At 41.2% G+C, this 13,796-nt stretch carries 17 protein-coding genes; 1 reads left to right on the plus strand and 16 read right to left on the minus strand.

The annotated features are described in order from the left end of the window. Positions 1–204 precede the first annotated feature (204 nt). The 14 genes from SJY16_RS11225 to smc all read right to left on the minus strand — a co-directional run bounded on the left by SJY16_RS11225 (position 205) and on the right by smc (position 12,154). Positions 205–375, minus strand: a complete 171-nt coding sequence (locus tag SJY16_RS11225) for a hypothetical protein (RefSeq protein WP_377889230.1) — start codon at positions 373–375, stop codon at positions 205–207. Positions 376–436: 61 nt separating this feature from the next. Next, on the minus strand, positions 437–1,219 hold the full coding sequence (locus SJY16_RS11230; protein ID WP_377889232.1) for a ribonuclease HII: 783 nt from the start codon (positions 1,217–1,219) through the stop codon (positions 437–439). A 44-nt stretch (positions 1,220–1,263) separates the two neighbouring features. Next, complete coding sequence (gene ylqF, locus SJY16_RS11235) at positions 1,264–2,118, minus strand: ribosome biogenesis GTPase YlqF (protein ID WP_377889234.1); 855 nt, start codon at positions 2,116–2,118, stop codon at positions 1,264–1,266. Between the two features lie 11 nt (positions 2,119–2,129). Next, positions 2,130–2,693: a signal peptidase I gene (gene lepB, locus SJY16_RS11240; protein WP_377889236.1), complete on the minus strand. Its 564-nt coding sequence runs from the start codon at positions 2,691–2,693 to the stop codon at positions 2,130–2,132. A 172-nt stretch (positions 2,694–2,865) separates the two neighbouring features. Then, on the minus strand, positions 2,866–3,210 hold the full coding sequence (gene rplS, locus SJY16_RS11245) for a 50S ribosomal protein L19 (RefSeq protein WP_377889238.1): 345 nt from the start codon (positions 3,208–3,210) through the stop codon (positions 2,866–2,868). A 125-nt stretch (positions 3,211–3,335) separates the two neighbouring features. Continuing rightward, entirely contained in the window at positions 3,336–4,073 is a 738-nt protein-coding gene (gene trmD, locus SJY16_RS11250) for a tRNA (guanosine(37)-N1)-methyltransferase TrmD (protein WP_377892193.1), read from the minus strand. Position 4,074: 1 nt separating this feature from the next. Then, positions 4,075–4,593 carry a ribosome maturation factor RimM gene (gene rimM / locus SJY16_RS11255; protein ID WP_377889240.1) on the minus strand — a complete coding sequence of 173 codons (519 nt, stop codon included), beginning with the start codon at positions 4,591–4,593 and terminating at the stop codon, positions 4,075–4,077. Between the two features lie 22 nt (positions 4,594–4,615). Continuing rightward, positions 4,616–5,005 carry a YlqD family protein gene (locus SJY16_RS11260; protein WP_377889242.1) on the minus strand — a complete coding sequence of 130 codons (390 nt, stop codon included), beginning with the start codon at positions 5,003–5,005 and terminating at the stop codon, positions 4,616–4,618. A gap of 110 nt (positions 5,006–5,115) precedes the next feature. Next, complete coding sequence (locus SJY16_RS11265; RefSeq protein ID WP_377889244.1) at positions 5,116–5,343, minus strand: KH domain-containing protein; 228 nt, start codon at positions 5,341–5,343, stop codon at positions 5,116–5,118. Positions 5,344–5,426: 83 nt separating this feature from the next. After that, positions 5,427–5,699 (minus strand): 30S ribosomal protein S16, encoded by a 273-nt coding sequence (gene rpsP, locus SJY16_RS11270; protein WP_377889245.1) that lies wholly within the window; start codon positions 5,697–5,699, stop codon positions 5,427–5,429. 84 nt (positions 5,700–5,783) lie between these two features. Then, positions 5,784–7,133 carry a signal recognition particle protein gene (gene ffh, locus SJY16_RS11275; protein WP_377889247.1) on the minus strand — a complete coding sequence of 450 codons (1,350 nt, stop codon included), beginning with the start codon at positions 7,131–7,133 and terminating at the stop codon, positions 5,784–5,786. 12 nt (positions 7,134–7,145) lie between these two features. Continuing rightward, positions 7,146–7,460: a putative DNA-binding protein gene (locus tag SJY16_RS11280; protein ID WP_377892194.1), complete on the minus strand. Its 315-nt coding sequence runs from the start codon at positions 7,458–7,460 to the stop codon at positions 7,146–7,148. A 119-nt stretch (positions 7,461–7,579) separates the two neighbouring features. Then, a complete protein-coding gene (gene ftsY / locus SJY16_RS11285) occupies positions 7,580–8,572 on the minus strand; it encodes a signal recognition particle-docking protein FtsY (protein ID WP_377889249.1) in 993 nt (330 codons plus the stop codon). An 18-nt stretch (positions 8,573–8,590) separates the two neighbouring features. Further along, the gene (smc, locus tag SJY16_RS11290; RefSeq protein WP_377889250.1) at positions 8,591–12,154 is read right to left on the minus strand and encodes a chromosome segregation protein SMC; all 3,564 of its coding nucleotides are present in this window, start codon (positions 12,152–12,154) and stop codon (positions 8,591–8,593) included. 204 nt (positions 12,155–12,358) lie between these two features. On the opposite strand from smc, the gene SJY16_RS11295 reads away from it, so the two are divergent. Continuing rightward, positions 12,359–12,583 carry a DUF1128 domain-containing protein gene (locus SJY16_RS11295; protein WP_377889252.1) on the plus strand — a complete coding sequence of 75 codons (225 nt, stop codon included), beginning with the start codon at positions 12,359–12,361 and terminating at the stop codon, positions 12,581–12,583. Positions 12,584–12,620: 37 nt separating this feature from the next. On the opposite strand, the gene rnc is transcribed toward SJY16_RS11295, so the two are convergent. Continuing rightward, positions 12,621–13,412, minus strand: coding sequence for a ribonuclease III (gene rnc, locus SJY16_RS11300; protein WP_377889254.1), 792 nt, complete (start codon positions 13,410–13,412; stop codon positions 12,621–12,623). A gap of 95 nt (positions 13,413–13,507) precedes the next feature. Beyond that, the gene (gene acpP, locus SJY16_RS11305; RefSeq protein ID WP_377889256.1) at positions 13,508–13,741 is read right to left on the minus strand and encodes an acyl carrier protein; all 234 of its coding nucleotides are present in this window, start codon (positions 13,739–13,741) and stop codon (positions 13,508–13,510) included. Positions 13,742–13,796: the final 55 nt, after the last annotated feature.

Genomic DNA, 13,796 nt, shown 5'->3' on the forward strand with positions numbered 1-13,796 from the left:
TTGACGACGTTTTCATTGTATAGAAAATTCCCACCGCTTGTCTACCCCTTTGCACAAAGTACCTATTCTTTACAATTAATTAAAACAGAAAAATAACTTCTATAAACTACTTAAAAACCTGATTATGGCGCCTTCTTTTAGCGTTTTAACGCGGTTTACAAGCAAAAAAACTGCCGAGATTCTCTCGACAGTTTCAACTGCGTATTATCTGCGGTCTTCCTGCTCTTTTTCACCAGGCGCCTTTTTTTCCTGCTCACGTTTCTGATGATCAGTCACAGTTAATTCCCTTGCTGCAGCAGGCGTGTAGACGCCGAATTCTTCACCAGCTTCTTCATAATACGAGTCACTTTTTTCAGGATGCAATCGATCATTCACTAGGCTCTTCTCCTTCACAGTAGAATAACCATAGTATCATCAATTCAGAGGGTTTCATTCATCAAAGCATACCCAACCGTTCTCTAACAGGCGCAAATGTTTTTCGATGCACCTTTGTGACACCGTGCCGATCTAGAGCAGTTAAATGTTCTTTCGTTCCATACCCTACATGTCTTTCAAATCCGTACTCTGGATATTGGCAAGCAAGCTTTGCCATCATCCGATCTCGAGTAACTTTCGCTACGATTGATGCAGCTGCGATACTAATACTCCTCGCATCCCCCTTAATAAGTGATTCTTGCTCTACTGGGATTGGAAGTTCCATGGCGTCCACTAGTATAAAGTCAGGTGAGTGAGAAAGTGCGGCTACCGCTTTTTGCATAGCCTTTTTTGACGCCTGATATATATTGAGCACATCGATTTCTTCGGCACTCATCACACCTACTCCGACAGAAATAGACTTTTCAAGAATGGCGTCGTACAGTTCATTGAGCTTTGCTGTGGAAAGCTTCTTTGAGTCTTGGAGACCAAAAATCGGTTTGTCTACATCTAATATCACCGCAGAAGCTACTACAGGCCCCGCTAGCGGTCCTCTTCCCACTTCATCGACTCCTGCTATTGCCTTAAAGCCAGAATCGTTGTATCGCTTCTCAAAGACGCTCATTTCTTTATGTAACTGCATGACTTTTTGGATTTGATCTTTCTTTTTGAGCTCTTTTGCTATAAGGTCTTTCACACCTTTTCGCTCATCACTCTTAAATTCCATCCATTCTTCTTCTGAATACTGTTGATCTAAGATGATCTTTTTTATTTCGCTAATCGTTTTCTTGGAATTTCCGCTCACATCGTTCCCTCTTTCTGAAAATAATAAAAAGGCAAGGCATCGCCTTACCTTTCCTCCTCGGGCGTCTCAAGAGTCAGATCACCAAGTTTTCCGCTTCTTAGTTCTCTTAAAACTGTTTCAGCGGTCTTGTCATAGTCGACCCATCCACCGCCTAATAAAAATCCTCGCTTTTTACCGATTTCATCGAATAATTCAACGACATCATCAGGAATATCATCTAACTTATATCGTTCCATCAATCTCTTTGGATAGTGTTCACTGAGGAAATTAAGAGTAAATACGGCAATATCTTGAAAGTCCAAAATTTCGTCTTTGATCGCACCGGTTGCAGCAAGCTTATAACCGGTTTTCTGATCTTCAAACTTCGGCCATAGTATTCCTGGTGTATCGAGAAGATCCATTTCTTTGCCTACTTTTATCCACTGTTGTTTCTTAGTAATACCAGGTCGATCACCTGTTTTGGCGATTTTCTTCCCTGCCATTCTATTAATCAGTGTAGACTTCCCAACGTTCGGGATACCAAGAATGAGTGCTCGCACAGCGCGTGGCTTCATCCCCTTCTCAACCATACGTTCGAGTTTCTCACTAACGAGCTCTCTCGCTGCAACGGGAATAGATTTCACTCCCTTACCCGTCTGAGAATCAATCGGCAACGCTTTGTGACCTAGCTTTTGGAAGTATTCCTTCCATTCAGCTGTTTTCTGATCATCTGCCATATCGGCTTTATTCAGAAGAATAAGCCTCGGTTTTGAAGAAACGATCTCATCGATCATTGGGTTACGAGAAGCTAGCGGAATGCGCGCATCCACAAGTTCTATTACAACATCAATCATTTTTAGTTTTTCGGTAATCTCCCGACGTGCTTTGGCCATATGACCGGGAAACCATTGAATCGTCATGCAATCTCCACCTATTCCATTACTTGAATATCTGTTAGAGGCCAGAAAATGATGTTCGCCTCACCAATTACTTTATCTTTAGACACAAAACCTATTGAACGACTGTCCTTACTATGCTGGCGGTTATCTCCCATAACGAACAAATGCCCCTCTGGAACAGTAGTTTCACCCGTTAAACCGTTCAGGTCAAAATCATACGTTAAATTACCAGAGAGTAAATCATTCTTGGCTGTATCAAGGTACGGTTCCTTCACTAACTTACCGTTCACATATAGATCGTCGTTTTTATATTCAATCTTGTCTCCTGGTAAACCGATCACCCGCTTAATATAATCTCTTCCCTCAACAGCTTCAAAGACAATGATATCAAAACGTTCTGGTTCACCAATATTATAGCTTATCTTGTTAACAATCATTCGATCACGATCATGAAGCGTCGGCATCATGCTCTCTCCATCTACAACGATGGGAGCGAATATAAAATAACGAACAGCTCCAGCGAGAATAAAAGCAATCACGAGCGCTTTTATCCAATCCCAAGAATCTTTTTTCTCTCCTGTTTTCTGCCTGCTCATGTTCGTTCTCCTCCTATGGTGGATATTTCGGAATTACCATTTCCTTTTCATAACCGCTCACAAACTTACTCGTATATAACGTTTATTTTACCACAGCAAAATGTGCGAGGACATCCAATAGAATAGAAAAAAGGAGCTTGACAAAGCAAGCTCCTTTTTCATAGATAAATTATTATCGAATCTCTTTAATACGAGCGGCTTTACCACGAAGTGCACGCAAGTAGTATAGCTTAGCACGGCGAACTTTACCGCGACGAACTACTTCAAGCTTAGCAACTTTTGGTGAATGTACAGGGAATGTACGCTCAACTCCACAGCTGTAAGAAATCTTACGTACTGTAAACGTTTCGCTAATTCCACCGCCACGTCGTTTAATCACAACACCTTCGAATACCTGAATACGCTCACGAGTGCCTTCGACAACTTTAACGTGAACTTTAACAGTATCCCCTGGTCGGAAATTAGGAAGATCCGACTTAAGCTGTTCTTTTGTGATTTCCTGGATTAACTTGTGCATCAAGTAACCCTCCTTCCACACAGATGCTCTTATAAATAATGGTGCATTACAGCGGAACATCGTAATTCATGACTAATGCCACAAAAAATATCATAGCATAGCAGATTTTAGATTACAAGGGAGAATCATTCAGATTCTTCTTTAATTCCACTGAGAATTTCAAGCTCTTCTTTTGATAGCTCCTTTGATTCTAAGAGGTCAGGCCGCCTTGTCCACGTTCGCCTGAGCGATTCCTTCAAACGCCACTTCTCGATAGCCGCATGGTTTCCAGAAAGAAGCACGTCTGGAACATCATGACCTTCATACGATGCAGGGCGCGTATAATGAGGGTGCTCGAGCAATCCACTGCTGAATGAATCCATAGGTGCTGAACTTTTATTGCCTAGGACACCCGGTAGTAGTCTTGTTACACTGTCGATCACAACCATGCTAGCAAGCTCTCCGCCTGTCAACACAAAGTCACCAATCGAGATTTCGTCTGTGATAAGGTGCTCTCGAATTCTCTCATCGTACCCTTCATAGTGGCCACACACAAAAACGAGATGCTCTTCACTAGCCAGTTCCTCTGCTTTTGCCTGAGTAAACCTCTCACCCTGCGGGCACATCAGAACGACGCGTGGTGGCCTTTCTGAGGCTTCTGTAAGAGACGAAACTGCATCGAACACAGGCTGAGGGGTCAGAACCATACCAGCTCCACCCCCATATGGATAATCATCAACGTTCTTATGCTTATTCGTACTGTACTCTCTGAAGTTGGTTACCCGGTATGAAACAGCGCCACTATCCTGAGCGCGTTTCAAGATGGAGTGATTGAACACTCCCGTAAACATCTCAGGAAACAAAGATAGCACATCGATCTTCATCTTAATCACGAAGTCCTTCCATTAAATGCACAATCACTTCTCCCTTTGTGAGATCGACGCTTTTCACAACTTGGGAAATGTATGGAAGAAGCAAATCTTTTCCTCCATTCGATTGTTGCACGACCCAGACGTCGTTTGCGCCCGGCGATAGAATTTCTTTAATCTTTCCAAGGTATTCCCCTTCGTCCGAATGAACTTCTAGTCCGATAATATCACGATAATAAAACTCATTATTATCTAATGTGCCAAGCTGTTCTTCTTTGATTTTCAGAATTCCCTCTCTCAAATGTTCAACTTCATTAAGAGAGTTAAACCCTTCAAATGTAAGCAGATTAAATTGCTTGTGCTTGCGGTGAGAGCGAACGACTAATTTAATCGGCTCTTCGCTCTCCTTAAATAGATAGAGCGTATTTCCTTCTGCATAGCGTTCTTCAGGAAAGTCAGTCCTTGAAATGACGCGCACCTCTCCGCGAACCCCATGTGTATTCACGATTTTTCCAACGTTTAACCATTGTGTCATGATGTATGTCCTTTCATATAAGCTATGGAGTTATGCTTTGCACAATCCCATCTTTTATTATAATTTTACCTTTTTGCTCAGCAGCTTTCCACTCGTCTCCTACCTCGATGCTTTGAATCGCATCGACTTCACCTTCGTGAATTTCACTTTCAGGAGGTAGCTGCTCGATTTGTTCTACTTTATATTCAAGAATCGATATTTTCTCATTTCTTGAATGTAGTTCTTTCTCAAATTGTTCAGCGATCCATTCTTTATCAGACGGCCGCTTCTTCTGTAATCGCTTCTTCTCAAATTGTATTTGTTCACACTCTTGCAAAAGGATAGCGATTTCTTCTTTCCACTTATTTATATAAAAACCTCGACTTGATTCTGTCAACAGCTGCTTCACTTCGAATTTTTTTATGATGTTCATTTCAACTAACCTCCATGGTATAGAGGGATTTTAAACAAGTTAGATATGTAGAACATGCATTTATCCTAACTTCATTTTGAAACAACAAAAAAAGGGAGTACGACTCCCCCTTATACGATTTCAAGCTGTACACGCGTGCTTGATTGGACTGCTGCTGCATTCATAACAGTTCGAATGGATTTAGCTACCTTACCGTTCTTACCTATCACTTTGCCAGTGTCACTCGTATGAACATGGAGCTTATAAGTGACTTCGTTATCTCTAGGCAGTTCCTCAACCACTACCTCATCAGGATAATCGACAAGGGCTTTAACAATTGTTTCAACTAGATCCTTCATTTGCAACCCCACCTTTGTTTAAGATGATGGAAAATGATACACCAAAGGAGGCTTTACTATAAAGCCTCCTTCACGGTGTCATGTTACTTTTGTTTTTTTGCGTTGTGTAGTTTTTCCATAAGACCTTCTTTAGAGAAAAGGTTACGTACTGTATCGGAAGGCTTAGCGCCTTTTAGCATCCAATCAAGAGCTTTTTCCTCGTTAAGTTTAACGTCAACAGGATTAGCAACCGGATTATAAGTTCCGATTTCCTCGATGAAACGTCCGTCACGAGGAGCACGAGAATCTGCAACAACTACGCGGTAATAAGGGTTTCTTTTTGCACCCATACGCTTTAAACGAATTTTAACTGCCATGTGTTTCACCTCCAAAAAATACTCACATAAGTCAATATAATATCATAAATTATCACTCTTGTAAAGAGGTAATTTATTTCATTTTTATTGCATGAATGGGAAATTCATGCCCTTGCCTTTTTTCTTGCCACCTTTAGACATGTTGGTCATCTGTTTCATCATTTTCTTCATCTCTTCAAATTGCTTCAAGAGACGATTGACGTCTTGTACAGATGTTCCACTACCGGTAGCAATTCTTTTCTTGCGGCTCGCATTGATCACATCAGGCTGTTCTTTTTCAAGAGTGGTCATCGATTGAATAATCGCTTCAACCCGACCGATTTGTTTTTCATCAACGCTGACGTTCTTCATCGCCTTCTTGTTCATTCCTGGAATCATATCCATCAATTCATCAAGAGGACCCATACTACGAACCTGTCCAAGTTGGTCGAGGAAATCATCGAACGTAAAGCTCATCGTTCTCATTTTCTTCTCGAGCTCTTTCGCTTTGTCTTCATCCACTGAAGTTTGTGCTTTTTCAATAAGAGATAGCACATCTCCCATCCCTAATATTCGGGATGCCATCCGTTCGGGATGAAATGGTTCAAGAGCATCAAGCTTTTCACCCATACCAGCAAACTTAATCGGTTTGTCAGTGACTGACTTTATCGAAAGTGCAGCACCTCCACGCGTATCACCATCAAGCTTAGTAAGAACAACACCAGTGATATCTAGTGCGTCATTAAAGTTTTCGGCTACGTTGACCGCGTCTTGTCCAGTCATCGAGTCTACTACTAAGAAGATTTCATCAGGAGTTACTGCTTCTTTTACGTCCTTTAATTCTTGCATCAGATTTTCATCGATATGCAGTCGACCTGCCGTATCAATCAGTACATAATCCAAATGTTCTTCTTTCGCTTTTTCGATCGCTTTGCTAGCTATTTCAACAGGACTAACTTGGTCGCCCATGGAAAATACGGGCATACTTAGCTGTTTCCCGATCGTTTCAAGCTGATCGATCGCAGCTGGACGATAAATATCGGCAGCAACGAGTAAAGGTTTGCGATTGTGCTTCTTTCGTAAGTGGTTTGCAAGCTTCCCGACGGTCGTCGTTTTACCCGCACCCTGTAAACCAGCCATCATAATAACAGTTGGCGGACGGTTTGATACTGCGATCTTACTTTGCTCTCCGCCCATAAGTGCAGTCAGCTCTTCATTAACTACCTTAATGACCTGCTGACCTGGCGTCAGGCTTTGCATTACTTCCTGCCCTACAGCCCGCTCTTTCACCTTGTTAATGAATTGTTTCACGACTTTAAAGTTAACATCCGCTTCAAGTAAAGCTAGTCTTACTTCACGCATCATTTCTTTAACGTCTGCTTCAGTAACTTTTCCTTTGCCGCGAATTTTCTGCAGGGTACCTTGCAGTCGGTCGGCTAAACCTTCAAATGCCATGTTTGCCGCCTCCTAATCCAGTTTTTCGAGAGATTTAATCAATGTTAGAGCGTTCGAGTTTGCATCCTCTAGCTTGATTACTTCTGTAAGTTCTTCAAGCAGCTCTTGTCGTTTGTTGTACCTCTCGAATAGCAACAGTTTTGCTTCGTATTCTTCTATCATTTGTTCCGTTCGCTTAATGTTATCATAGACAGCCTGACGGCTAACTTGAAATTCTTCTGCGATTTCACCAAGGGAGTAATCATCCAAATAATACAATGCCATGTAATTCCTTTGTTTCGGCGTTAAAAGCGACTGATAAAAGTCGAATAACGAATTCATACGCATTGTTTTTTCGAGCAATGGTAGCACCCCCTCGTGTTAAGGCAATCACCTTTACGTTAAATATACTACTATGCGTAAAATCATTTGTCAAGATTTTTTCTTAACACAATATCTTAGTGGTTTTACTCTTCTTTTTCACTGTCTTCCTCCATGATCGAAGAGAAGAGTCCATAGACGAATGTATCAGCGTCAAACTCCTGTAAATCGTCCATTTGCTCACCGAGTCCAACAAGCTTAACAGGGATATCGAGCTCGTGTCGAATCGCTAATACAATTCCACCTTTTGCTGTTCCATCAAGCTTCGTCAACGCAATACCTGAAACATCAGTCGATTGACTAAACTGTTTCGCCTGGCTCATCGCATTTTGACCAGTTGTTGCATCAAGCACAAGAATTACTTCATGCGGTGCGTTCGGTATTTCTCTTTGAATCACGCGCTTAACTTTTTCAAGTTCATTCATTAGGTTCACTTTGTTCTGCAAGCGGCCCGCCGTATCACAAAGCAAGATGTCGGCTTTACGTGATTTCGCAGATTGAACAGCATCAAACACAACAGCCGCTGGGTCCGAGCCTGCCTGGTGCTTTACAACATCTACACCTACGCGTTCTCCCCATACATCAAGCTGTTCGATCGCACCTGCTCTAAACGTGTCACCCGCTGCTAAAAGAACCTTCTTGTTCTCTTGCTTAAATTTATGAGCAAGCTTTCCAATCGTAGTCGTTTTACCTACTCCGTTTACGCCCACGAACAAGAAGACAGTTAATTCATCTTCTTGCACATTCAACGTATTGTCTTCATCTTTATGAAGAAGCTCAGCAAGTTTTTCAGAAATTACGCTTTGTAGCGCTTCTGTGTCTTTGATGTTTCTTGTTCTTGCTTCATCCTTTAACACATCGATCAAATCCATCACAGTCGCTACACCAACGTCAGCACTGATCAGAAGTTCTTCTAGTTCTTCAAAGAACTCTTCATCAACTTTCCGATAATTTTTTACTAGATCATTCATCTTAGTAGAAAAAGAGGTTCTAGTCTTCTCGAGTCCGTCTTTAAATTTCTCAGATACATTATCCGATTGCGTCGTAAACTTGTCCTTTAACTTTTTGAAAAAGCTCATTGAAATACCCCCACTGTCTTATTGCGAAATTAATTGTTTTGATTCTTCAAGCCTAACTGATACGAGCCTTGAAACACCCGACTCTTGCATGGTGACACCATAGAGTACGTCAGACTCCTCCATGGTACCTTTACGGTGTGTGATTACTATGAACTGCGTTCTCTCACTGAATTGCTTTAAATACCTAGCGAATCTGTTTACGTTGGCATCGTCGAGCGCAGCTTCTACTTCATCTAAAACACAGAATGGAACAGGGCGCACTTTCAAGATTGCAAAAAGCAGGGCGATTGCAGTAAATGCCCGTTCTCCGCCAGAAAGTAGCGCAAGATGTTGAAGCTTTTTACCTGGTGGTTGAGCAAGGATATCGACACCAGTCGATAAAAGGTTTTCCGGATCTGTCAATACGAGATCCGCCTTCCCACCTCCAAATAATTCTTTGAACACTTGTTGAAATTGCGTACGAATCTTAGAATACGTTTCTTCAAAACGCTTCTTCATTTCCTGATCCATTTCATCTATTACAGTATATAGTGTATCTTTCGCCTGTAACAAATCCTTCTGTTGTTCTGTGAGGAACGTGTAACGCTCATTCACGCGATCAAATTCATCGATCGCTCCAAGATTGACCGTACCTAGTTCATCTATTTCTAACTTGATTAACTTCAACTTCTTCTTTGCTTCATCCGCTTCTATGGTAAGCACATGCTTATTTTTCGCTGCTTCGTATGTTAATCCATATTCTTCGCTTAGCATCGTTAGGCGATTTTCAAGTTCTACATCAAGGCGGTTCACTTGTACTTCAGCAGCTTGTAACAGCCCAGCTAACTGCTTTTCTTCAGCTATTAATGATTCATGAGCAGTACTAACTTTCTCGATGTTCATTTGACGAGATGTTTTCACTTCTCTTTCATCTTGAAGTGACGTCAACAGCCCATCCTTTTCATCTCTTAGCTTTTGTATATTCTCATCGAGCTTTTCTTCGCCTGTTGAATTAGAAGACATTGCCTCATTGAGAAGTTCGTGTTCTTCCATCGTTTCATTCAACTGTGCCGTTGTATCCTGTTGTTCTGAAGAAAGCCTATCGAGCGTTTCTTTCTGGTTTTGGAATGACTGCTGATGTTCAGCCACCTTCACTTTTAATTCCGTGATTTCCGTTTGGATCGTTTCTTTAGAAGTTTGTTGAGATTGCTTCTTGAGTGTTAATGCTTCAATTTTCTTCTCAAGCACTTCTGCTTGCTCTGTGATTGCTTCGAGGCGTTCTGATAAGAAGTAACTACGCTTTTCATGGCTTTCTTCTTCTTCCACAATCGCACTTTTCTCACGGTCATACAATTGAAGACGTTCGTTCGTGTTGCGTTCTTCCCCTTCAATTCCTCTATAATCTCCTAGAAGAGACTGTTCTTCTAAACGAAGATTTTCACCATGTTCTCTCATCGATTCAAGCTCAGATTCAAGCTTCTCAAGTTCAGCTTTATCTCGTTGAATTTCTTTCTCAACGCCTAGTGTTTTCTTCTCCATCTCAGCTAACTTACTTTCTAATAGATCCAGATCACGCTGCCTGCTTAGAAGGGAAGTCGACTTCTGCTTCACGCTACCTCCACTCATCGAACCGCCTGGGTTCACAACGTCGCCTTCGAGAGTAACGATTCGGCTTTTGTACTGAACTAGTTTTGCTAGTTCGTTCGCACCTTTCAAGTCACTCGCTACGAGGACAGATCCTAACAGGTTTTCCAATACGTTCGAATATTTCTCCTCGAATTGGATCAAATCCGATGCTACACCTACAAACGCGTCATGTTTTTTCACTCGTTCTAAATCATAACCAGAAATTTTTCTAGATTTAATAACTGTTAATGGTAGAAAAGTCGCTCGTCCAGATCGATTTTTCTTTAAGAATGCAATCGCTCCTCGACCAGCTCTTTCATCAGAAACTACAACGCTTTGCATTGCTCCACCAAGAGCTGTTTCAAGGGCAGTCTCAACTTGCTTAGGTACCGTGATCAGTTCAGCGACAGCACCTTCTATTCCTTCAATCTCTTTTCTTGCCTTCAGTACTTCTTTTACACCTTGATAAAACCCAGCATAATCTTCCTGCATTTCTTCAAGCATTTGCTTCTTCGAGCGGTGCTGTTGAATATATTGATAAGCTTGATAGAGCTTAGACTCTTTTTCACCGAGAGCTTTTTTCTTTTCTTCAACATCATGCTTGCTTTTATAAAATGAAGAAACGTGCGCTTCAAGTTTCTTTTTCGAATCCTTAAGTTGATTCGAAATCTCTTTCTTCTTATCATCAACATCTGTTCGTTGTTGAATGAACTTATGATTATCATCATCCAAACGTTTCTTACGCTGCGAAAGAACAGTAAGCTGATCTTGTAGGTAACGATTTTCGTTCCGAATCGATGCTTGCTCGTTCAACAGCTCGAAGTAATCTGACTTCATCCGGTCTAGCTCTTGTTCGATGTCTTGTTCTACATCTGCAAGAAGCTCAGTTTCTTTCTTTAGCTGATTTTTCAAATCGGCTAACTCACTCTTCTGTCCTTCAAATCGACTCCTGTGCTGAGCGATTTCTTTCTCATAATAACGTTTCTTTTCTTGAAGAAAACTAATTCTTTCTTTAAGGTTCTCTCTGTTTTGGTGTGCATTCTTCTTGCGTTCTTTCAATACTTCTCTTTTACCTTCTAGCTTTTCAAGCTCTTCGCTTGTATCTAAAAGGGTTTGTTGGTAACGTTCGATGTTTGTTTCGGCAGAAAGAAGTTCTTGTTTCGCTTCTTCAAGTTCTTGCTTCTTTACTTGAACAGATTCTGAAACCTCCAGTTCTTTCTGTTTCAGATCGTCCAATTCAGCAGATTTCTTCTTCCATGCGCCATGAAACTCCTCAATCTCGTGAACGGTAAGAGCGGCTTCGATTTTCTCTAGTTCTTCCCTTTTCTCAAGGTAGTCTTTTGCAATCGACGCCTGAATTCTTAAAGGCTCCACCTGATCTTCTAGTTCATAAAGGATATCTTCCACGCGATAAAGATTGTCCGCTGTTTCTTTTAACCTTGCTTCCGCTTTATGTTTTCGAGTCTTGTATTTCAAAACTCCTGCTGCCTCTTCGAATATTTTTCTTCTCTCTTCAGACTTACTGCTTAGGATTTCTTCAATCCTTCCTTGTCCAATAATGGAGAACGATTCTTTCCCGAGACCTGAGTCCATAAATAATTCGATGATATCTTTGAGTCTGCACGTCTGGTTGTTCAACAAATATTCACTATCACCAGAGCGGTAAACTCTCCTTGTTACGCTAACTTCGTTGTACTCTATAGGAAGGTATTGATCATGGTTATCTAAAGTTAAGGTTACTTCAGCAAGGTTCACAGCCTTACGTGATTCACTGCCTGAGAAGATGATATCTTCCATCTTCGATCCTCTGAGTGACCTGGCTGATTGCTCTCCCAGCACCCATCGAATGGCGTCATTTATATTACTTTTGCCGCTCCCATTAGGACCGACAACTGATGTAACTCCTGGAACAAACTCAACTGAAATTCGATCGGCAAAGGATTTAAAGCCGACTACATCTAATCGTTTGAGGAACATCAATTTTTCCCCCTCATCTGTTTCATATCTATGTAAGTATAATAGTTTTGCTATGCCTAGAACTAACTGTCTTATTTTATCATAAATTCCGATAGCCTACGATACTAGGCCTTATCCATGTTACAATAAGAAAAGCTCAAAAGGACCTTCTCTTAAGAGAAGGGAGTAGAGCAGACAGATTGTGCAAAAAGGCAGGTGGTACGAATGGATCTATCTAACAAGACAGAAGAAAACCTGGCGTTCATGGTTGAAGGCATTAAGGAGAAGCTTCAAGTTATTAACTCCTCCATGATCAAACCAGAATCTTTTGACCTCTCTACTTATGATGACATTCACGAAATCTATATGATGGTCAATAAGAAAGATTCCTTAACACCAGGTGAAATGCAAGCGCTACTAGCAGAACTAGGCAAACTACGTACTGCGTAAATTGAAAACAGCACATAAGTAAAAAGAATCCTGTTAATCAGGATTCTTTTTCATTTCGTTCTTTTAAGTTAAGAAGCGCTTGTTGTGCAGCCTTTTGTTCAGCTTCTTTTTTCGAACGACCTATACCAAGTCCCAGGTCAGCTCCGTTAAGAGTTACTTTGGACGCAAATTCACGATTATGTGCTGGTCCTTTTTCATCTGTAATAACATAGTCTATAACCCCAAGGCTTTCACGCTGAATGACTTCTTGTAGTTGACTTTTATAATCCATCACATGAGAAAAAGCACCGGCGTTAATCTTCGGATAGACGAATTTCTCTAGAAAGTCAAAGACGACTTCTATGCCTTGATCAAGATACAATGCACATACAAATGATTCGAACACATCGGCAAGAAGTGCTGGTCTTGCTCTGCCACCCGTCATTTCCTCGCCCTTACCTAGAAGAACAAGGTGTCCGAAATTGAGATCGTTAGCGAACTGAACGAGCGATGGCTCACACACGATGGCAGCTCTTAGCTTCGTTAATTCTCCCTCACTCATATTCGGATATTTCTCAAACAGGTACCGTGATATTGTAAGTTCAAGTACAGCATCACCTAGAAATTCTAGACGTTCATTATCCATCTGCGGATGCAGTCGATGCTCATTCACATACGATGAATGAGTAAATGCCTGGTAGAGAAGTTGTTCATTGTTAAAGGAAACGTCGATTTCCTTAAGAAACAGAGCGAACTTTTCTTTCTCAGTGTCCCCAACCACGAGTTGTCGTGAATGCTTAGGCTTAAAACGTCTTTTGGTTTTATGTGAATGTTTGTGTGATTTGGACATAGATACCTCCACGACTAATCAAAATCTTCTAAATACAAAGGGAATAAAGCCCCGCATATACGAGGCTTAATCCACAAGTCCAGGAAGCCTGAACATTAATTTTGGCTATTTATGTAATCAATTACATCGCCAACTGTTACGATCTTCTCAGCGTCCTCGTCTGAGATTTCCATGTCAAACTCATCTTCAAGCTCCATAACTAATTCCACTACATCCAGGGAATCGGCACCAAGGTCATCTTTAAAAGAAGCTTCAGGCTTAACTTCAGCCGCATCAACTCCAAGACGATCAACGATGATTTTTGTTACACGCTCTAGTGTATCTGCCATTATACTCACCTCCCCTCAAGCTATTATAGGATATATAAAGTAAAAAAACTAGATG

Source organism: Alkalihalobacillus sp. R86527 (assembly GCF_042466185.1).
Lineage (GTDB): Bacteria > Bacillota > Bacilli > Bacillales > Guptibacillaceae > Guptibacillus.

Bases quoted from the DNA above. Each gene is read 5' to 3' on its own strand.
- ylqF (WP_377889234.1), bottom strand. From the start codon at position 2,118: ATGACGATTCAATGGTTTCCCGGTCATATGGCCAAAGCACGTCGGGAG.
- lepB (WP_377889236.1), bottom strand. From the start codon at position 2,693: ATGAGCAGGCAGAAAACAGGAGAGAAAAAAGATTCTTGGGATTGGATA.
- rplS (WP_377889238.1), bottom strand. From the start codon at position 3,210: ATGCACAAGTTAATCCAGGAAATCACAAAAGAACAGCTTAAGTCGGAT.
- trmD (WP_377892193.1), bottom strand. From the start codon at position 4,073: ATGAAGATCGATGTGCTATCTTTGTTTCCTGAGATGTTTACGGGAGTG.
- rimM (WP_377889240.1), bottom strand. From the start codon at position 4,593: ATGACACAATGGTTAAACGTTGGAAAAATCGTGAATACACATGGGGTT.
- SJY16_RS11260 (WP_377889242.1), bottom strand. From the start codon at position 5,005: ATGAACATCATAAAAAAATTCGAAGTGAAGCAGCTGTTGACAGAATCA.
- SJY16_RS11265 (WP_377889244.1), bottom strand. From the start codon at position 5,343: ATGAAGGATCTAGTTGAAACAATTGTTAAAGCCCTTGTCGATTATCCT.
- rpsP (WP_377889245.1), bottom strand. From the start codon at position 5,699: ATGGCAGTTAAAATTCGTTTAAAGCGTATGGGTGCAAAAAGAAACCCT.
- ffh (WP_377889247.1), bottom strand. From the start codon at position 7,133: ATGGCATTTGAAGGTTTAGCCGACCGACTGCAAGGTACCCTGCAGAAA.
- SJY16_RS11280 (WP_377892194.1), bottom strand. From the start codon at position 7,460: ATGCGTATGAATTCGTTATTCGACTTTTATCAGTCGCTTTTAACGCCG.
- ftsY (WP_377889249.1), bottom strand. From the start codon at position 8,572: ATGAGCTTTTTCAAAAAGTTAAAGGACAAGTTTACGACGCAATCGGAT.
- smc (WP_377889250.1), bottom strand. From the start codon at position 12,154: ATGTTCCTCAAACGATTAGATGTAGTCGGCTTTAAATCCTTTGCCGAT.
- SJY16_RS11295 (WP_377889252.1), top strand. From the start codon at position 12,359: ATGGATCTATCTAACAAGACAGAAGAAAACCTGGCGTTCATGGTTGAA.
- rnc (WP_377889254.1), bottom strand. From the start codon at position 13,412: ATGTCCAAATCACACAAACATTCACATAAAACCAAAAGACGTTTTAAG.
- acpP (WP_377889256.1), bottom strand. From the start codon at position 13,741: ATGGCAGATACACTAGAGCGTGTAACAAAAATCATCGTTGATCGTCTT.